This is a genomic window from Natrinema gelatinilyticum, assembly GCF_024266705.1.
Classification (GTDB): domain Archaea; phylum Halobacteriota; class Halobacteria; order Halobacteriales; family Natrialbaceae; genus Natrinema; species Natrinema gelatinilyticum.
This window is the reverse complement of the sequence record NZ_CP100757.1, coordinates 585969-604237: the sequence shown is the minus strand read 5'-3', so window position 1 is coordinate 604237 and position 18269 is coordinate 585969. Positions and strand designations below refer to the sequence as shown.

At 57.1% G+C, this 18269-nt stretch carries 15 protein-coding genes and 7 pseudogenes; 13 read left to right on the top strand and 9 right to left on the bottom strand.

Going from position 1 to position 18269, the window contains the following annotated elements; genetic code table 11:
- Positions 1 to 164 precede the first annotated feature (164 nt).
- On the top strand, positions 165 to 947 hold the full coding sequence (locus NJU76_RS20870; RefSeq protein WP_254533734.1) for an APC family permease: 783 nt from the start codon (positions 165 to 167) through the stop codon (positions 945 to 947).
- 7 nt (positions 948 to 954) lie between these two features.
- Here NJU76_RS20870 and NJU76_RS20865 read toward each other — a convergent pair.
- Positions 955 to 1779 (bottom strand): annotated as a pseudogene (locus tag NJU76_RS20865) (IS5 family transposase).
- Between the two features lie 52 nt (positions 1780 to 1831).
- Here NJU76_RS20865 and NJU76_RS20860 point away from each other — a divergent pair.
- From NJU76_RS20860 to NJU76_RS20850, 3 genes are all read left to right on the top strand, one after another.
- Positions 1832 to 2494 carry an amino acid permease gene (locus NJU76_RS20860; protein ID WP_256567116.1) on the top strand — a complete coding sequence of 221 codons (663 nt, stop codon included), beginning with the start codon at positions 1832 to 1834 and terminating at the stop codon, positions 2492 to 2494.
- Between the two features lie 30 nt (positions 2495 to 2524).
- Positions 2525 to 3559: a universal stress protein gene (locus NJU76_RS20855; protein WP_254533732.1), complete on the top strand. Its 1035-nt coding sequence runs from the start codon at positions 2525 to 2527 to the stop codon at positions 3557 to 3559.
- Between the two features lie 294 nt (positions 3560 to 3853).
- Positions 3854 to 4258: a DUF5518 domain-containing protein gene (locus NJU76_RS20850; protein ID WP_254533731.1), complete on the top strand. Its 405-nt coding sequence runs from the start codon at positions 3854 to 3856 to the stop codon at positions 4256 to 4258.
- Positions 4259 to 4368: 110 nt separating this feature from the next.
- On the opposite strand, the gene NJU76_RS20845 is transcribed toward NJU76_RS20850, so the two are convergent.
- Both NJU76_RS20845 and NJU76_RS20840 read right to left on the bottom strand, forming a co-directional pair.
- Entirely contained in the window at positions 4369 to 5196 is an 828-nt protein-coding gene (locus NJU76_RS20845) for an ABC transporter permease (protein WP_254533730.1), read from the bottom strand.
- Positions 5193 to 6209: an ABC transporter ATP-binding protein gene (locus NJU76_RS20840; RefSeq protein WP_254533729.1), complete on the bottom strand. Its 1017-nt coding sequence runs from the start codon at positions 6207 to 6209 to the stop codon at positions 5193 to 5195. The genes NJU76_RS20845 and NJU76_RS20840 overlap by 4 nt, the downstream gene beginning before the upstream one ends.
- A 638-nt stretch (positions 6210 to 6847) precedes the next feature.
- Here NJU76_RS20840 and NJU76_RS20835 point away from each other — a divergent pair.
- Positions 6848 to 7270: a DUF6677 family protein gene (locus tag NJU76_RS20835; RefSeq protein ID WP_254533728.1), complete on the top strand. Its 423-nt coding sequence runs from the start codon at positions 6848 to 6850 to the stop codon at positions 7268 to 7270.
- A gap of 92 nt (positions 7271 to 7362) precedes the next feature.
- Positions 7363 to 7794, top strand: coding sequence for a universal stress protein (locus NJU76_RS20830; RefSeq protein ID WP_254533727.1), 432 nt, complete (start codon positions 7363 to 7365; stop codon positions 7792 to 7794).
- Here the strand turns inward: NJU76_RS20830 and NJU76_RS20825 are convergent.
- Together NJU76_RS20825 and NJU76_RS20820 are read right to left on the bottom strand one after the other, a co-directional pair.
- A pseudogene (locus NJU76_RS20825) lies at positions 7741 to 8076 on the bottom strand (anion permease); the annotation flags it as partial. The gene NJU76_RS20830 and the pseudogene NJU76_RS20825 overlap by 54 nt on opposite strands.
- A gap of 303 nt (positions 8077 to 8379) precedes the next feature.
- Positions 8380 to 9113, bottom strand: a pseudogene (locus NJU76_RS20820) (glucose 1-dehydrogenase).
- Positions 9114 to 9257: 144 nt separating this feature from the next.
- Between NJU76_RS20820 and NJU76_RS20815 the strand changes: the two are divergent.
- The 6 genes and pseudogenes from NJU76_RS20815 to NJU76_RS20790 form a co-directional block, all read left to right on the top strand.
- Positions 9258 to 9563 (top strand): annotated as a pseudogene (locus NJU76_RS20815) (IS5/IS1182 family transposase); the annotation flags it as partial.
- Positions 9564 to 9608: 45 nt separating this feature from the next.
- Positions 9609 to 10700, top strand: a pseudogene (locus tag NJU76_RS20810) (IS630 family transposase).
- Positions 10701 to 10703: 3 nt separating this feature from the next.
- A pseudogene (locus NJU76_RS20805) lies at positions 10704 to 11229 on the top strand (transposase); the annotation flags it as partial.
- A 28-nt stretch (positions 11230 to 11257) separates the two neighbouring features.
- Positions 11258 to 11876: pseudogene (locus NJU76_RS20800) on the top strand (RNA-guided endonuclease TnpB family protein); the annotation flags it as partial.
- A gap of 959 nt (positions 11877 to 12835) precedes the next feature.
- On the top strand, positions 12836 to 14062 hold the full coding sequence (locus NJU76_RS20795) for a molybdopterin molybdotransferase MoeA (RefSeq protein ID WP_254533726.1): 1227 nt from the start codon (positions 12836 to 12838) through the stop codon (positions 14060 to 14062).
- Positions 14059 to 14721 carry a nucleotidyltransferase family protein gene (locus tag NJU76_RS20790; protein WP_254533725.1) on the top strand — a complete coding sequence of 221 codons (663 nt, stop codon included), beginning with the start codon at positions 14059 to 14061 and terminating at the stop codon, positions 14719 to 14721. Before NJU76_RS20795 ends, NJU76_RS20790 begins: the two co-directional genes overlap by 4 nt.
- Before the next feature lie 126 nt (positions 14722 to 14847).
- On the opposite strand, the gene NJU76_RS20785 is transcribed toward NJU76_RS20790, so the two are convergent.
- Complete coding sequence (locus tag NJU76_RS20785) at positions 14848 to 15669, bottom strand: hypothetical protein (RefSeq protein WP_254533724.1); 822 nt, start codon at positions 15667 to 15669, stop codon at positions 14848 to 14850.
- A gap of 117 nt (positions 15670 to 15786) precedes the next feature.
- Positions 15787 to 15975 (bottom strand): 30S ribosomal protein S17e, encoded by a 189-nt coding sequence (locus NJU76_RS20780; RefSeq protein ID WP_254533917.1) that lies wholly within the window; start codon positions 15973 to 15975, stop codon positions 15787 to 15789.
- A 430-nt stretch (positions 15976 to 16405) separates the two neighbouring features.
- On the opposite strand from NJU76_RS20780, the gene NJU76_RS20775 reads away from it, so the two are divergent.
- Positions 16406 to 16663: a hypothetical protein gene (locus NJU76_RS20775; RefSeq protein WP_254533723.1), complete on the top strand. Its 258-nt coding sequence runs from the start codon at positions 16406 to 16408 to the stop codon at positions 16661 to 16663.
- Positions 16664 to 16768: 105 nt separating this feature from the next.
- On the opposite strand, the gene NJU76_RS20770 is transcribed toward NJU76_RS20775, so the two are convergent.
- Positions 16769 to 17746: a DUF8073 domain-containing protein gene (locus tag NJU76_RS20770; RefSeq protein WP_254533722.1), complete on the bottom strand. Its 978-nt coding sequence runs from the start codon at positions 17744 to 17746 to the stop codon at positions 16769 to 16771.
- Between the two features lie 152 nt (positions 17747 to 17898).
- Complete coding sequence (locus NJU76_RS20765; RefSeq protein WP_254533721.1) at positions 17899 to 18081, bottom strand: 30S ribosomal protein S17e; 183 nt, start codon at positions 18079 to 18081, stop codon at positions 17899 to 17901.
- Positions 18082 to 18269 lie beyond the last annotated feature (188 nt).

Below are 18269 nucleotides of genomic sequence, written 5' to 3'. Positions count from 1 at the left end.
AGCGTCCATCGGTCTCGTCATCGGGACAGGACTCACGATCGCTGGATGGGTCGGTCTCCTCGGAGCCGTCGTTCACGGACGCCACGTGGTGAATAAACTGAACACGCCACCGGAGCAGGAGGGGCACCGAAAGCCGTTCGAGGATCAGAACGGGTCACGTGAGAATGAGAGATAACCAGTCCCGTGAAGCGACTGCCATCGGCGAAGACAGTGCGGACTTCGCCCGAGAACTGACGCTCACGGATATCACTCTCCTCGGCGTCGGTGCGATGATCGGTGGGAGCGTCTTCGTTCTCACGGGGCTCGCAGCCGGAGAAGCAGGTCCGGCGTTGGTCCTCGCGTTCGCGCTCAACGGCGTCATCACTATTTTCACCGCAATGACCTACGCCGAGCTTGGAAGTGCTATTCCGGAACCCGGTGGGGGATACCTGTGGGTCCGAACGGCACTCGGCAGGTCGCAAGCGTTCATTTCCGGGTGGATGAGCTGGTTCGCCCACGCCGTCGCCGGGTCCCTCTACGTGCTCACGTTCGGCTCGTTCGTCACGCTCATTCTCACGGCGTACTTTGACCTCACGCTGGGTTTCTCCGATGTTCAATTACAGAAAGGATTCGCCGTCCTTGCGACCGCGGCGTTCACATACGTGAATTACCGCGGGACGAAAGAAACTAGCTTTGCCGAAAACGTGGTCACGCTACTCCAACTGGCTGTTATCGTCGTCGTTATCGTGGCCGGTTTTCGAGTCGCCGTCTCATCGCCTCAGGTAACGATTGATAATCTCGAGCCGTTCACGCCGAACGGCGCAGGAGGTGTCTTTCTCGCGATAGGGCTGACCTTTATCGCTTTTGAGGGATATGAAATCATCGTCCAATCCGGACGCGAGGTCATCGATCCCCGCGAAAACGTCCCGAAAGCGGTCTTTTATTCTGCCGTGTTGAATAGCTACTGAATCATAGTTAGAGTGGCTCACAGAGCAGTTCTATATTGGCGATGGCGAACATGAGGACGATCTCACGAAACTGTCGATACCAGCCCAGCGCTCGCACGGCGTCGCCGAGCGAGCGCTTCGTCGTTGAGTAGGAAGTTTCGGCCATCCAGCGCTGTGAGTAGCCTTTTGCCCGGATGAGCGCGTTATGTCCTACCGTGAGTGGTCTCGATCCACGTTGTAAGATGAGCGGTTCGACACCGAGCGCATAGAATTCGTACTTGGTGTGCCAGTTGTGGAAGGCTTTGTCAGCCGAGACGGACAGCAGGTCGTCCGCGTTCCGGCGGACGACCTGCGGCCCAGTCTTCGTATCGTGTTTCCACCGTGCTGAGATATGCACGTCGAGAACAGCGAGTGAGTCTACATCGGTTACTGTCGTCACTTTCAGCGTCTGCACGTCACTTCCAGACCGCTGGCGGTAGTACGAGGAGGCTGAGCGGCGGTCGAAGAACGTACTGTCGAGAGCTGCGTGACCAGACTGCGGGTGTTGCTGCGCGTTTCAGCGCAGCAACGCCCGCCACACCCACATTTTGAGACGGTCGAACGATTTGTAGATCGTGGTGAACTCAGGAAGATCGTCTCGGTCTAAGCCGAGCACATCACGAATCTCGGTCATGTACTTCAGCCGATTCGGCGTTTCACGGTAGCTGTGGCCGTCTTCGAGCCGGAAACAGTGCAGAACGACGTGCACCCAGCGGGCGAACCCGCCGCTGGCGGGCTCGCCCGCGTGCTTCCCCAACGCTTGTTTGGCTAGGTGCCGACACTGCTCAACGAAGTCGAGGAGATCGACTTCCATAGGTCAGAATCGATTTCCTCGGCTTCGTCCTTCTAACCCGTGACATCAGCCGATTGGATCGCTATTCAACACGGCATTTTATTCGATGCTCATCGTCGTCACCCTCTATATTCTGATCGGGGTCGTGATGCTGGGTGCGATCACCGTCACACCTGACCTCCTCGAGGCCGCCCGGGCGACCGATAGCATCGGCGGCACGACGATCACCGACCTCCCGGCGGACCCGGCCGTCTGGCAAGTTGTCGGTCACCTGGGCGAGTTCGGTCTCGCGCAGGCCGTCGGTCAACTGTTGCCCTACGGGACGCTGATCATCCTCCTGACCGGTATCCTGTCGTCGTTGGCCGCGCTCAACGCGACGACGTTCTCGAGTTCGCGTGTGGGCTACGCTCTCGGACATGACCACGTCTTTCCCGAGTCGTTCAGCCGGATCCACGCGGAGAATCAGACGCCGTACGTCTCGGTCGTACTCAGCGGCACATTGATCGCAGTGATGGCCGTCTCGCTTCCGCTCGCACAGGTCGCCGCGGCGACCGACCTGATGTTTCTCCTGTTGTTCTTGCAGGTGAACTACTCGATGATCAAGATCCGCCGCGAACTCGGCGAGGAGCTCACGTACGGGTATCTGGCACCGTGGTTTCCGTACGTTCCCATGATCGGAATCGGCACGAAGCTCCTCCTCGCGGTCTACTTCTTCAACTACAGCCCGCTCGCGTAGGCGATCGCAGTCGGCTGGATCGGATCCGGCGTGGTCGTATTTTGGGTCTATTCTCGGGGGCGCATTCGCCGGACGGAGGTTCCCGAAACGCGGGCCCTCGTCGAGGAACGCGCCATACAAGAATGGCCCTATCAGGTGCTCGTTCCGATCGACAAACCCGAAAACGCGGAACGGCTCGTTGACATCGCCAGTGCGATCGCCCGGCGGAACGACGGCGAACTGTTACTGACGACGATCGTCACGATGCCCGTTCAGACGCCGATCGAACGGGGCGGTGAGCGCGTCTCCGAGGGACGAGAGCTGCTCGCTGATGCGATACAGCACGTGCCGGACGACGTCCCGGCACACCGAAGCGTCACCGTCGGTCGGACGGCAGGACGCAGTATCGTCGATCTCACGCGACGGCACGAAAGCGACGTCGTCGTTCTCGGCTGGCGCAGACAGCGAAAACGAATCACCGGTGCGGTGCTCGGATCGACGATCGATCACGTCGTCGAAAACGCTCCCTGCGACGCCATCGTGGCGAAAACTGCCGGTCCGGTTGTCCCGCAATCGATCCTTATCCCGACAGACGGCGGTCCACATGCGACGTATGCAGAACTGGTCGGTGGTACGCTCGCCAGCGAATACAGTGCGGATTTGACGTTGCTGAACGTCGCAACCGGTGACAGGGACGACGCAGAAGAATTCGTTCGAGAGAGGCGCACCGATCTTGAACGAGCGGGAGTTGAAAGCGAGACGGCGGTCATTCTGGACGGAGACGTTGCCCGGGCTATCGTCGAGTTTGCCGAGGAGAACGATGTCGATACAATCGTCGCCGGAGCGGCGCAGGCGGGTCTCGTCCCACAGACGCTCTTCGGAGATATCGCCGAAGAAGTCGGGGAACGATTCGGCGAGGAGGTGTTGATGGTCCGGAAGTACCGTCTCATTCGATCCACCGTCGTCAGGTGGGCGCACAAATGGTTCGCTCTTCGCCCATCGGTAGAAGACCGAAATGAGAGTTTCGATCCGCGAGGTGCCCTAGATACGGAAGATACTACCGACGGTGACGAACGGCAACAGTAATTGGAAGAGGCACTGATTCTGAAGAAGTCGATCAGACCCGACATCAACTTCGCCTGGCGGAACTACAGTTGCAGTTCAGGGCTGAGCCGCTCGAGGCCGTAACCGACGATGATCGTGAGAGGGAGCGTCGCGACAAACAAACAGAGGGGGAATATCGTAGATGAACGCGACGGCAATTGGGATTACGAGCGGGATAGTGTTTAGGTTTGATTATAAATCTAGTCCGTGCAATTGTACTATCCGGATCCCCTGAGATGGGGTTTATTTTCTTTGACAGTGTAGTATCAATTGATCATGGAAATAAACTGGACAGCAGTCATAACTGGATTCGTCATGACCCTTGCGTTGGGGTTCATTAGTGGCCTCGTCTACGTCGGTTCAGAAGCTTCAGTCGTGCTCCTGTACTGGGGTGGAATCGGGCTCCTCGGTGGCCTCACCGCCGGCTACCTCGCTGGCGGAACAATTGGTTCCGGTGCGACCCATGGCGGTATCGCAACCGTCTTCGGGTCGCTGGTCCTGTTAGCCCTTGCGACGTTCACGACGTTGCTCTTCGGCGGCCTCGTTGTGTCGTTCAGCGTGCTGGTCCTCGGGCTACTCATGCTCACGTTCTACGCCATTCCCGGCGCACTAGGTGGCGCAATTGGATCGTGGGCGAAACACCGCCGGTCCGCACCGGAACCAACGGGACCACAGACCTGAGCGATCGTTCTTCCGGTTTTTCGTAGACCATCACTGGCACGTGAGAGGACTCCTAGGACGCAAGCGTAAATCGACGACATCGGGTTCTCGGGGAGGACTGGAAACGCTATCTACATGTCTCGTCTCTGGAAGGAGTAGAAAGCAATACCGAGTGCAACGACTATCCACCCAGACTGAACGCCAATCAAGAACTCTATTGACATATAGCCTGGTGTTATAAGGAAATTCCCGACAGATTTCATAACTGCGAGTTGGTACATGTCGAAGGGGCTCAAAACGATTGAGGCCCATATCCAGTCCGGAAGTTCGCCAAGCAGCAGGGAATTCAAACTGCCTCCCGTCACAAAGTAGAGACTGAAGATCACGATGCCATGAACCATCGACCAGAAGAAGAGCACTATGCACGCAGCGATGGATGTCGCCCGTCGCTCAAAAATGGTTGAAATACTTACTGCTAGTGAAAGATAGAGGATACCAATCAAGAGAGACAATCCTACAAAGTCGACGTACGCCGTCGCGTTTCCAGCGCCATCGGCGACCGCAATAACCAATCCACTGAAACCGAAGCCGATGAGCGCCGAGACGACCAAGACTGTACCTAACCCAATTACTTTTCCGAGCAAGATTTCCGTGCGAGAGACTGGATAGGCTAACTCAAGTGATAGTGTTCCACTTTCGACTTCCCCAGAGATGGTCGCATATCCGAGTAAAATTCCGATCAGAGGGATTAGGATAGAAGTAATTCCTGTGAGCGTCGCTACTGTCGACTGAAAGTCCCCGAACACCGACGCGTCAAATGCCGCTCCACCTGTTAGTAGGGCGGCAGCCATCGTCAGCACGAGGAAAATGACGGTTAGTGCTCCGACCCATCGATTGCGAACGTGGTCGGTAAATTCCTTACGGGCGACCGCAGCTATTGTCTGTGGTTCGACATTCATCTTTCGCCCTCTGATTCGTTCATCTCGAGGACTTCGATGAAAGTATCCTCAAGTGTCGGTTCGAATGTGCGAACTTCTGTAATATTATACCCCGATTCAACCAGTGATGAGATTATCTTCGCGCGACAATATATAGGCGAAGTCACAGTAAGGGTATCTCCGTCCCGCTCGACCCGTTCTACGTCTTCCAAATTCGCTAGAAAGTTTTCGACATTTCTTCCCAGGTCCGGCATCGTCAGCACGAGTCGATGGTCGACTCCCGATTCTTCGCTCAGCGCAGTCAACGTATCGGTGGCGATGAGTCGGCCTCCTTCGATGATGGCCACGCTGTCGCAGAGATGTTGTACTTCTGAGAGATCGTGGGAGGACAAGAAGATGGTTGCACCGTTTCCGTTCAATGTCTTGATCTTCTCACGAACGCGCTTACTCCATCGCGGATCTAGGGCCGAGGTGGGTTCGTCAAAGACATACACATCTGGGTCACCGATCATCGCTTGGGCCACGCCGAGCAGTTGGGTCATGCCTTCTGAAAACGTCCCTACCAGGCGGTCTGTAGCGTGACCGAGGCCCACTTCGGTTAGCATCGAGTGTGGATCAATCAAAACGCCTTTGAGTCTGGCAAAATATTTCAGCGTCTGAACGGGCGTCAAGTTGTCGTAGAACGACGGTCGCTCCGGAAGATAACCGACGTGCGCCTTGGCCGCTTTTCCCTCCGCGAACACGTCTATACCTTCGATAGTGACGGTTCCGGAATCGGGCGAAAGCAAGCCCAATATCAACTTCATCACTGTGGTCTTACCAGACCCGTTCGGTCCGATAAAGCCGAATATTTCTCCGGACGGAACGCGGAACGAGACATCGTCGACAGCATGGAGATTTCCAAATGACTTCGTTAATTCGTTGACGACGATGGCCCATCCAGAATCGCTTGATTCGGTCCCGGCGTGCCTCATCACCCCGTGATTGCATTCTTCCGAAATAGGTTTCTCACTACTTTCCTCAAAAGCTGTCATACCGGTTATCTGGCTCTGAGAAGCTTAAAAACCGATACTTGATAACGCAAACGGGCGACCCGTTCGCCAGACAAGTGTGATTACATATGCACTAAATTGTCTTATCCGTGAACGGATATTCCATTGCTTGTAGAGATATGTGCCCCACTTTGTCGACGAAGCGTAGGTCGTGAAAAGGAAAAGACTGTTCAGTACGGAAGGGGTGTGACATTTGAGCTTGCGATGGCAGGTATCACCCCGTTCCATTGCCGTGTGAAACGCACATTATATTATCTACGTCGCTTATTCAAAATCATCCCGCGCCGAATTCGACCTTACTGGTGCTAATTTCACAACCCGGGAAATGACAAGGATACTCACGAATGCAGTTCAGCAGAATCAATCCCAACTGATCTCGTCACGCCAAAATTCGACCCGCGTTCGACGACGAACTCTCGTACTCTCCAGCACGACGACCAGGCGTGCGCCACGAGACACGAGGCTGGGATAATCTGCGCCGTCTACGCCGAATCAAGCAGGAGAGCTCTCAACTTCGAGACGTGACCCCGCTCTACCTGCTCCGGGCGTGTGATTGCGCCTCGACGTTCGGACACCAAGACAACAGAAGATTAATCCCAGCTGATCGCTGAAGCCAGTCAATGAGTCTCACTCACGAGAAACGACATCGAACGACTGCCGTGGTGCTGTCCCTCCTCTCTCCGGGACTCGGCCACATCTACCTCCGTGCGTGGGTTAGGGCGCTCGTCTGGTTCGGCGTTGTCCTGTCAGCAGTCGTGCTCATTCTCCCGACCGACTTCCTCGTCACGATTACCACAGGGACAGCCGCGTCCATCGCTGGCATTGACGCACAGATCCCGACCGTCACGCTCGTCATCCTCGCCGTCGTGTCGCGTGTCCTCTGCGCACTTGACGCCTGGTTGACCCAGAGACAGCAGACTAATGGCGAGACGCACGCGCACTGCAACGCGTGCAATCGATCGGTCGAAGTGACCGTCGAGTTCTGTCACTGGTGTCTCGAACCCGTCGAGGCGGACGTCGAATCGAGGACTGCGGATGATTGACCGCGAAGCGAGGGCGACTAGGGCGAGCCACCAGCGTTCCGAAGGTGGAAAACAACGGAACCAGAGGTCCGGAAACAGACCAAGAAGCGAGCGTGGGCGACGAAACCTCTGAGTCGGTAACGGCGTTTCTGACAGCGACCGATCAGTTCGTTCAGGACCGAGGGGCAGCGCTCGGGCGAAGGGACGTTCAGACCGAAACAGCAGTCGTATCAGACGGAGGCATCGCTTATGCGATCGTCGAGTTCGCCGAGGAGAACGATGTCGATACGATCGTCGCCGGAGCGGCGCAGGCGGGTCTCGTCCCACAGACGCTCTTCGGAGACATCGCCGAAGAGATTGGCGAACGGTTCGGTGAGGAGGTATTGATGGTTCGGAGGTACCGATTCGTTCGATCTGCCGCTATCAGGTGGGCACACAAATGGTTCGCCCGTCGCCCGTCGCCAGAAGATCGGAGCGAGAATGTTCAGGTACTAGATCCCCCAGAAGAGGACGATTCCACCGACGGTGACGAACGACAGCAGTAACTGAAGGGGTGCTCCGATTCTGAAGTAGTCACTGAACCGATAGCCCCCGGGCCCGTAGACGAACAGGTTTGTCTGATAGCCGATCGGACCGAGGAAAGCCGTGCTGGCGGCAAACGTTACTGCGACGGCGAACGCGAACGGGCTCGCCCCGATTTGAGCGGCAGTGGAGGCCGCAACCGGTATAAGAAGGACGACGCTCGCATTGTTGCTGATGACTTCTGTGATCAAACCCGTCGCGAGGTAAAACAACCAGAGAACGACTACCGGTGAGAGCGCTCCCGCCACTCGACTTCTTGAAGACGCTCTGGAAACCCCGTTGTTCGCGTACTTCGTCGAAGTCGTCCGTTCAGGGGTCGGTGGGCCAATTACCACAATGCGATCCTGCCAGTGGAAAATCCCGTCACGTCTGGTCGGAATGTACCTAAGGAGCCTCGTTGAAGGCCTCGAGAGGTGGTGAGTGTTAGGCTTCCTGTTGCATACAGGATGCACATCCTGCGGGCTAACACCCCGAACGAGGACGGGCTACATCGGTAGATACAGAGGAAAGATATGGTGATTACTCTGTTTCAAACGCAGCTCGACGCCCTATTGACTCCCGTAGCCGCCGTCGATGACCATCGCTTCGCCCGTCACGAACGAAGCGTCATCCGAGCAGAGTCAGACCACCGCGTCGCCGATCTCTTCGGGTTCGCCGACACGGCCCAGCGGCGTTGCTGCGCCAATCTGCTCCACCATCTCGGGGTCGCGTTCGGCCGCTCGGTCGACCATCGATGTCTGGATTACCCCCGGACAGATGGCGTTAACCCGGACGCCTTGGTTGCTGTATTCGAGGGCGGCCGTCTTGGTCAGCCCGATGACGCCGTGCTTACTCGCGACATACGGGCTACTCCCGGAAAGCCGACTTCGCCAGCGGTCGACGAAATATTGACGATAGCACCGCCGCCGTGCTTGAGCATCGCGGGCAGTTCAGCACGGATTCCGAGGAACACACCTTTGAGATTGATGTCGATGACGCGCTCCCAGTTATCTATCGGCTGGTCGGCCGTCGGGTACATGTCGCCTTCGATGCCGGCGTTATTAACAGCGAAATCGAGCCCGCCACACGTCTCGACAGTCTTCTCGACCATCGCCTCGACGTCCGTTCGCTCACTGACGTCCGTCTCGACGAACGTTGCCTCGCCTCCTGCATCCTGGATGTCCTCGACGGTTTGTTCGCCGTCCTCGGTGTTAACATCCACCACGACAACGTTCACGCCTTCCTCAGCGAACCGCAGTGCCGCCGCTCGGCCAATACCAGAACTCGCTCCAGTTACAATCACCGCTGAGTCTCAAATGCCGTTCATGACCCCTCTGAGTTGTAAGCCGCTATACAGACATTGGGTAGAGGTTGGTTCTATTGAATCCACCGACGACGTCGGGGCAAGTCGTCAGAACGATTGAATTGAAGCGGAAGAGGAACCTTTGTGCAGAAGACTCTCTTCTGCTTCGTCAAACAGGCTGTATCGATCGCACGAAAACTTACGGATGCAGTGGTAATGCAGATCAGCCATCCTGCCGGCAACGGGGTTGCCGGCTGGAAGCACGCTGTTCTGCATTTTCTCCGACTTCGCATGGAAGCAACACTCCAAGAAGTTCTCGGTTGGGCTGAAGAGATGGAGCGGGTACGAGCCGCGCTCGATCTCGAGCGCGGCGAGTTCCCCGGCCCATCCGCGCTCTGCAAGTCCTTTGACCGGGCGCCGATGTGGATCTGGCGAGAGCTGCTCCAACTTTAATGAGTATGAATACTTTTGCAAGTGGAAGTTGATACGTAGGTAATGGGATCACGCCGAACGGAGATTAATCGTCACCTGCCAGAGGAAGAGATTGATGAGTTACTGCGAAAAGCCGAAGACAAGCACCATATTCGGCGAATTGGTTTTGTCAAGAATCTCTATCAAGGCGATACAATTCCAGAGGCTGCCGATCGAGAAGGCCGATCTCCAGCCACCGGGACCCGCTGGGCGGAGGATTGGAATGATGGTGGCCTCGAAGAGCTTATGCCGAGTTTCGGGGGCGGCAGACCCCCGAAACTCGACGAAGACTAACAAGAAGAGCTGGTTGGGATGCTCCGTGAAGATCAGCCCTGGAAATCGCAGGAGATTCAGCACCTCCTCCAGGAAGAATTCGGTGTCCAGTACAGTCCAAATTATCTCGGTACCTTTCTTCGGAATCTCGGGCTCTCCTACGCAAAACCACGGTCAAAGCGTCCGCACCAGCCGGAGAATCCAGACGAGATCCTCGAAGAGCGCGTCGATGACGCGCTCGACGAGGACGATCAGCCACACAACAAACGCGAGGGTGAAACTGACGACGGCTGGGTCGTTGACGAGGAGATCTGCACCGATGGCGGCACCGTCCTCGGCTTCTTTGACGCGTCAAAACCACAGCTGTACGATAATTCGCGCCGGGTGTGGTACGTGGATGATCCTCATATCGAACGACCGCTCGTCAAGATGGAAGACTCGGCTGTCGGGTTCTACGCACTCAACGGTGAGAGCCTCGTCACGTTCAAAGAAACCGAGGAGAAAGAACGGATTTGCGAGGTCTTAGAGAGGATTCGCGAGCAGAATCCCGGCAAACGGATTCTGCTCGTCTTGGATAAGCATGGGTCTCATATCTGTATACACACGCGCAAGCACGCCCATCACCTTGGGATTGATCTGATCTTTCTCCCACCAAGCTCACCGCACCTTAACCCAATCGAGAGGGTCTGGGACAACCTCAAGTGGACGATGTGTCCAATCATCGTTGACGATGAAGGTTGGTTCAAAGATCTCGTTCAGGAAATATTCGAACAAATAACACAGCGTATCAGCTTTGCAAAGAAGTGGTGTCAGAAGTTCCTTGACTTTCAAAAGTTATCTTAGTCATTATCGTCGGAGCTGCTCGAGCAGTCCGGACACGCCGCCATCGACGCCACGTACTTCGACCGCCGACAGGCCTCAACCCACTACCTCAAGCGCTGTGATCGAGACGTACGGACGATACAAGCGACATTTCTCGTCGATACCGCGTAAGACGCGGTTATCGACGTGCACTGCAGCACGAAGTGGCCGAACGGAACCAACATCGGGCCGCAGGTCGCCCGGCGCAACGCCGGCGACCTGCTCAGTCTCGCCGCTGACAAAGGCTACGACGACATGAGCTTCCGCGAAGAGCTTCGTGCTGAAGGTGTACGACTACTGATCAAACACCGCATCTTCGCACCCTACGATCACGCGCAATGCGCGGATCGAAGATGGACGCTACAACCAGCGCTCGACCTGTGAAACCGTGAACTCGGTGATCAAGCGCTCGCACGGCGAAGCCGTCCGAGCGCGTGCATGGTATCGTCAATTCCGTGAAATCGCTCTCGCAGCGGCATTCTACAACGTCGAACAAGCCGTCAAACGATGAATCCCGTCGCCCTCTGCGGATTCAATAGAGCCGTCTGAAACAGGAAGGCTACTATTCCCGAAGAAAATCGCTAAATGTGACGACAGCGGTGGTGAAAGAGCCACGCGGTTGTACCACAAGTTGTCGGAACGCCGCACCCAATTTTTCCACTCCTTAGCGAAACATATCGTCGAACGGTGTGTCGAGGAAGAAGTCAGGCGAATCACCGTCGGGAAACTCGCTGGTGTCCGAGAGGACGAGAACGGTGAGTCGAAAAACTGGGGTCGGAACGGGAATCTCGACTTGCACGGGTGGGCGTTCGACCGCTTCACCACCATTCTCACGTACAAGGCGACGGTCGAGGGAATCGAAGTCGGAGAAGTGTCCGAGCGTGACACGAGCAAGACGTGTTGCGTCTGCGGTAGAGAAGACGACAATCAACGTGTGAGCGAGGTCTATACGTGTGTGAAGCGTGTGACGCGGCGTTCAACGCCGATGTGAATGGGGCGGAGAACATCCGTCTCGACCTGAAACAAAGTAACTCCGAGTCTTCCGGGCAGGTGTCCGGGGATAGGAGTACCGGCTGGTTGGCACAGCCCGGAGTCTACCTTCACGACTTGTCCCGCGGATTCCAACCGCAGGACCAAGTGGGAGACTGCAAACCCTAATATCCCAACTGCGGTCGGGATTCCTCCGCGTTCACGCGGAGGAGGATGTCAATCGCCTCCGAGTGGGTAACCATATCAGTAGCCTGTCGCTCTGCGGTCCGTATGTGACCGAGGGGCCGTTCTCGAGCAGGCTCGGGTTCACGTCGATGGCGTTCGCTCCTCTAGATCGCCGTCTCTCCATCGGGCCCGGAGGAGGCGCGACTGCACCGTTCGTTCGCCGGTCCGAGATTCGAAACGATTCCGTGTTCGAGGTATACCCGTCCCTAAATATATATGAATATAGCCACGAATGAATATAATGAAGTATAGTAGTGGGTTATATATGAAATTTTAGAGCGCACGATCTTCGATCGGTGTACGGAGAAGCGGTTACCAGACGCGGGCCGTCAGTGGACTGTGGAGGACTGTCTGAGGACCGCACAGCATCGGTTGTACACTTTCCCCGACGGTATCCTACCTCGTGCACTGTCGTCGGGATTGGCTCATTTCGGTCAGAAATACGATCGCGTGCTAATCGTTCTGCGTAAGCGGTCGATACAGCGCAATCGCCAAATCGAGTCCATTCAGCCCGTCGCAGCGAGACGGAGGACGGTAGAGATGGGATCGGTAATGTAGAAATATAACAATAGTATCGCCGCTCTAAAACCATCCACTACCTATCATATATGCCGAGGCTGGCTCCGGCTGTCCGAAGTGCGGCGGAGACATTCAGAATCGGGCCAACACCCTCGAGTGAGACCCGATTTCATCGCACCGGCCACCGCCATGGGTGGCGGACGGCGGGACAGCGAACCGATCGACCGAACCCGCTGAACCGAACTGCTGTGGCAACTCGAGTTCTCCGGCACGTTCCGGTCCCTACGGCCAGCGTCGTCCGAGTGTGCGACCGACACGCACCTGGTGGGTTGCCCCATCGGGCGACAGACAACGCTTTAGTGACTATCTGAAAAGGAGTAGTTATGGGAACTGATCACGAGGACCTCGTCTGGCGCGAAACCGTCCTGGGCCAGGTGCTGAGCGCCCGACGTGAGTTCGTCTCGACGGTCGGGACCGAAACGGTCTCCCTCGGTTCGATTTCTGGGCGAGTTCTAGCCGAATCGATCGTTGCCGAGCGAGACGTTCCGGAACACGATTTCGCGACCATGGACGGGTTCGCGTTCGATGCGACCGATTCGTACCCACTGACCGTCGTCGACGAAGAGGTCTTTCCGGAAGACGAGCCACCGTCAATCGGGTCCGGCGAGGCGATCCGTGTCGCGACGGGCGCACCGATTCCGGAGGCGGCGAACGCGGTATTGAAACGGGAGGAGGCCGCCGTCGAGGACGGACTGCTTCGCGGAACCGACATCACCCCGGGGACGTACACGTACGAGCGCGGGAGCAACGTCAGCGAAGGCGACGTCCTCTTCGACAGCGGCGAACGCGTCTCGGCGAAAGACGCGATTCTTCTCGGGGATCTCGACAGGACCAGCCTCGAGGTCGCCGACCGTTTCTCGACGGGGGTCCTCGCGACAGGAACGGAGATCCACGAGGGCCGGTCGCGCGATCTAGATTCACCGATGCTTGCCGGGCTCGTCCGTTCGTGGGGCCACGAGGCGACCTACGAGGGCACCGTTCCGGACGAGTACGATCGAATCGAGTCGGCGATCGATCGACTCGCGACTGACTACGACGTCGTCGTTACGACGGGTGGGACGAGCGTCGGGCACAAGGACCACGTCGTCCGGGCGATAGACGAACTCGGGTCGGTACTGTTCCACCGGGTTCGAATCCGACCGGGCAAACCCATCGCGTTCGCCCGACTTCCCGATCACGATGCGGTCGTGTTCGCTATCCCGGGGAAACCCATCGGTGCCCACACGGTCGCTACCCTCGTAATGCGGCCGTTCTTCACGGGTGAAACGGCGCTCCCGACGGTCCCTGCGACCGTCGAACGAGCGGTCTCACTCGGTCCTGATGGCTTCGAGTATGCGATTCCCGTGACCATCTCGAACGAGGACGGCGTTCGTCGGGCCATGCCGCTCGGCCATCGCGATTCGCCGCTTCGGGTCTACGACGACCGATTCGACCCGAGCGTCCTGTCCTCGAGTACCCGTGCGACCCGAGCGGACGGGCTCGTGGTGACGCGGACGCCGCTCGAGGCCGGTACGGACGTCGAGGTCGTCCCCTATTCGGTGATCGAATGACGGGTGAGGACCTTCCGGTCATCGACCCGCGTCCGGTCGACGATATCGAACGAGAAGTGGCCGTTCACGGCGTCGTTCTAGCGGCGGGAACCAGCGATCGATATGGATCGAAGAACAAGCTCCTCGAGTCCATCGATGGCGACCCGTTGATCTGTCGGTCGGTCGAATCGCTCGTCGATACCTCACTCGAAGCCGTTACGGTCGTCCTCGGACACGATTCCGACCGGATTCGATCGGCACTCTGCGCGTACGATGTCGACTATCGGTACAACGAATCCTACGAGAGCGGTCAGAGCACCTCCGTTCGAACCGGCGTTGCGGCGGCTCGTGACCGGGACGCGGACGCCGTTCTCTTCGCGCTCGGTGACATGCCGGCCGTCTCTCCGTCTACGGTCGAGGTACTGGTCGGTGCCTATCGGAGCGGTCGCGGTTCGGCACTTACCGCCGGGTACGACGGAACGCGGGGAAATCCGGTTCTATTCGACTCACGGCATTTCGATGCACTCGATTCCGTGACGGGTGATATCGGCGGACGGGACGTCCTCCGAAACGCATCGGACGGAGCCATCGTCGAAACCGGCGATCCGGGTGTTCTTCGGGATATCGACCGACCGGGCGACCGAAAGCGTACGGGGTCCGACCCCGATACGTCGACCTGACATCCTCCCACGACTGCAGTCGTGGGCTTTCTCCTCGATACTCTGTAACGAGACGGTGATCGGCCACGGGGGCGGTGATCGTGTCTCATCCGGTCAGCGTCACAAGGAAGTCGCGCCAGACGTGAGCTACGCGCTATCACCGGAGTGACCCGTTTCTTCGTTTTCCTCGACGAACAGGCTTCGACGGAGTAGCAGCGGCATGAGCGATTCTTTCCCCATGATCTCCGTTTCCGATTCCTCGGTGTCGCTCCCGTATCGCTTGATTCGGTACGTGTCGAGTTCGTTTCGGTTTTCGGTAACACACTCGAGAACCTCGAGCACGTCTCCGGTTATCTCGTCACGATAGGTCGTCCCGATTTCGACACCGATGACCGGCACCTCCGACGGCCAGTCCCAGTTGAAGTCGCGAACGTACTGTCCGAACTGCCAGACGTGGTGGTCTAGATCGGTATCCTCGGGACCCTCTATCGCCAGTCGTTCGAGCTTTCGATCCCAGTAATCGATCACGCAGGCTTTGAGGTCGTCCTGGAGCGTATTTTCGACCAGCCGTTTTTCGATGGGATAGCCGATTTCGATGCCGACGATCGCGTGATGATCGAGATGCGTGAGACAGCGTTGGCATTCCATCTCGTAGACGGGGATGTTGATCGGATTTTCGACCGAGAGATGGGCCATCTCTTTGCCACAGTTCGGACACCAGAGGAACAACACCTCGTTATCGACCGTCGTCAACTCGTCGAATACCGTCAAGTCATCGAACGCTTTTTCATCGGCCGCCGGTTCGGATTCGGTCGACTCCTCGGTCGGTGCAGCGGTGTGTGCAAACTGCGCTAACTCGTGGTCTTTCAGCAGCGACTTGATGACCGAATCGTGAGACGAGTGTGATTCCGTTTCCTGTATCTCCTCTAATTGCTCTTTCGTCCAATCCCGTATTCTGATAGTGGCCATACCATGTACGCTCCGTACAGATTCAGTTAATTGTTTCTACTGTTCAACACGTCGAGAGCTGAATCGGCGCCGAGAACCGATCACCCCCGTGATCGAACCTCACCGGTTACCAAGGTGTCATTGAATCTTGCCGGCGCGCTTTCGCGTGACGTACCCAGCAATCCGGTTTTGTATCCGCTTCGATTCGACGTCGGTTAGCCTCTCGACCTGTTCTCTGTTCTCCTCGAAGTCGGTCGAAAACCCTTCCGGATACCGCTCGAGAAGTGTGTCTCCGACGCTGATGATATTCTTCGAGTCGGCCGTCATTTCTTGTGTGTGCATGTGCGTGCCAAACACAATAACGTTTGCCAAATGTGACCGAATCGTTACGTGATGTGGGAAGAAATGGTGCCACCCATCGTCGAATCCGATTCCACCGGACTCGACCGATCTCGTGTCTCGCTGGAAAGGTTCGAACGAATGCTGCGATGGGTTCGTTTTCGCGGTCGCAATCTGACGGACCACGCAGTCGCATTCTGATGAACAGGTGGTTTGTCTGTCGACGGCCACTCGTTCGATTAATCCTCCGTGACGAGCGTATACCTGGGACGTGTCTGTATACATATCCTGTGCGCATCGTGTACATGTAGTATGAATTTGATAGGTTCTCCCCACTCTCGGCACGCTCGATCGGGCGATTTTGCTCCAGGCCATGCCGATGCCGATATATTGAATAGCGATGCGAGAAAGGAGAGTAATGGTAGCAGTTAGCATGCAATCGCGAGTTACAATAACTCCAATCGAATCGATTCCACCGACGGTGGACGTCAAACATATCGACGAACTTTCCAATAAAGCTAGAGCGTTTCTCTATCAGGTCGTGTGTGAAGACGGCCAGATAGCCGTCGAATCCGAAGTCCAAGCGGAGCTTGCCAACTGTGATGTCGTCAAATTCACCGAGTACTATCGTATCACGGTCGTCGGACCGCACGCGAGCGGTCACGTCACCGCCTGAAAGTCGGGTTTCGGATCGGGGAAGTGAACAGGTCGTTCCAAACTGTGTCGCTGTGAGCAATCCGGAGCACGGTGGGGAGCAAAACGATGCCGGACCGGGGTGATGTCATCCGTTCCGTATGCTCCGTTCGACGTCTGCGAGCGTGATATCGTCGCGGGGATCGGTGAGTCGGCCGGTGACAAACGAGATTACTCCGAGTTCGTTCAAAACCCGTCGAGTCTGATCGTGATCCAGATCGAGCGCGTGTTTGACTTCGGAGACCGTCCTCGACCGATCGAGTGTCTCCGTTAGATCTGCGACGGTCAGGCTTCGCGGAACACCGACGCCATCGGCGATTAGTGACTCGTCCTCCTCGAGGTTCGTTTCGGCGAGAATCTCGGCGACGGACCGCTCGCCGAATTCCGAGCGTTCGGAATCGTCGGCGGTCGATTCCGTATCCGTTCCGTTCGCCGTTGCGGGTGACTCCTCGACGGGCGACAGTGCGGCATTCGAATCATCTGACGAACCGATAGCCCGTTCGCCCTCTGCTGTCGCAGCGTCTCTACTCGCCGTCTCGTTCTCACTGCCCGTCCGATCGGTCGCGTCGTCGTTCGAGTCTTCAGGATCGTGTATGCCGTATTTCACCATGTATCGCCGGACCGTTTCCGACGTGACGTCGACCCCTAGCGCTTCGGTCATCTTCGGGAACGAATCGTGCTGCTCGTACACCGTTTCGAGGACGTCCGGGTCTTTGTACGGTGCAATGCCGGCAGTCGACCCGCCCTTCCCGGTCGGTTTCACAGCCCCCTGGAGTTGGCGAGACTGACGCTGACCGAACTCGGTTTCACCGGTGCCAGCAGGGATCGTGAATTCGAGTGTAACGTCGACGCGGCCATCGGTCAGTTCGGTCTCGGCGGCTGCGACTGTCACATCGTCGCTTATAGTACCGCCGTCAATTACCGGAACACTCACTTCGACGCGAGCGGTTACCGTTTCCGCATCGCCGTCCGTTTCCGTGAGCGCGACACTCCGTACCTCTTTGTCGGTCTGCTCGAGCCGTGCGAGAATCTCGGCGAATTCCCCAATCGCGGCGCTAACCACCATACACACTTGTTACTCAATACCATACTAATTGTGTGTGGTTCCCGGCAATATTATCTCACACCGGTCGAACGTCGGCCGAGGTACCTGTCACGCCACGGTTCCCAGGAAACTCGTCGGTATCCCAGCTTCGGACGAAGCCGTCGACAGAGGCGTCAATTCGACTGTTTTTTCCGGGTAATGTATCCGGCGATACGGTTGCGGAGACGGCGCGAGCTGACGTAGGTCATGTTTTGTACGACCTGCTTGTTCGTGCTGAATTCTGTCGAAAACGCGTCAGGATACTGTTTGAGGAGCCGGTTCCCGATATTCATTACGTCGTTTGGATCGGATGTCATTCACGACCACCATTTCCTGGAGGCGAGATTAAAGGCTTGGTTTGCGGAGTCTATCGCCCGCTGTCCCACCGACCGACAAATACTGGTCTGCACCGTCACGAAACGCCGCGCCGGATCGTGACGGTGTCATTTTTCACGGCCGGCGTTCCGTTCTGTGCAGCGGTGTTCACGACCGACACGGCGAATTC

Coding starts and splice junctions, on each gene's coding strand:
- NJU76_RS20870 (WP_254533734.1), top strand. CDS start 165: ATGAGAGATAACCAGTCCCGTGAAGCGACTGCCATCGGCGAAGACAGT.
- NJU76_RS20850 (WP_254533731.1), top strand. CDS start 3,854: ATGGAAATAAACTGGACAGCAGTCATAACTGGATTCGTCATGACCCTT.
- NJU76_RS20845 (WP_254533730.1), bottom strand. CDS start 5,196: ATGAATGTCGAACCACAGACAATAGCTGCGGTCGCCCGTAAGGAATTT.
- NJU76_RS20840 (WP_254533729.1), bottom strand. CDS start 6,209: ATGACAGCTTTTGAGGAAAGTAGTGAGAAACCTATTTCGGAAGAATGC.
- NJU76_RS20835 (WP_254533728.1), top strand. CDS start 6,848: ATGAGTCTCACTCACGAGAAACGACATCGAACGACTGCCGTGGTGCTG.
- NJU76_RS20795 (WP_254533726.1), top strand. CDS start 12,836: ATGGGAACTGATCACGAGGACCTCGTCTGGCGCGAAACCGTCCTGGGC.
- NJU76_RS20790 (WP_254533725.1), top strand. CDS start 14,059: ATGACGGGTGAGGACCTTCCGGTCATCGACCCGCGTCCGGTCGACGAT.
- NJU76_RS20785 (WP_254533724.1), bottom strand. CDS start 15,669: ATGGCCACTATCAGAATACGGGATTGGACGAAAGAGCAATTAGAGGAG.
- NJU76_RS20780 (WP_254533917.1), bottom strand. CDS start 15,975: ATGACGGCCGACTCGAAGAATATCATCAGCGTCGGAGACACACTTCTC.
- NJU76_RS20775 (WP_254533723.1), top strand. CDS start 16,406: ATGGTAGCAGTTAGCATGCAATCGCGAGTTACAATAACTCCAATCGAA.
- NJU76_RS20770 (WP_254533722.1), bottom strand. CDS start 17,746: ATGGTGGTTAGCGCCGCGATTGGGGAATTCGCCGAGATTCTCGCACGG.
- NJU76_RS20765 (WP_254533721.1), bottom strand. CDS start 18,081: ATGACATCCGATCCAAACGACGTAATGAATATCGGGAACCGGCTCCTC.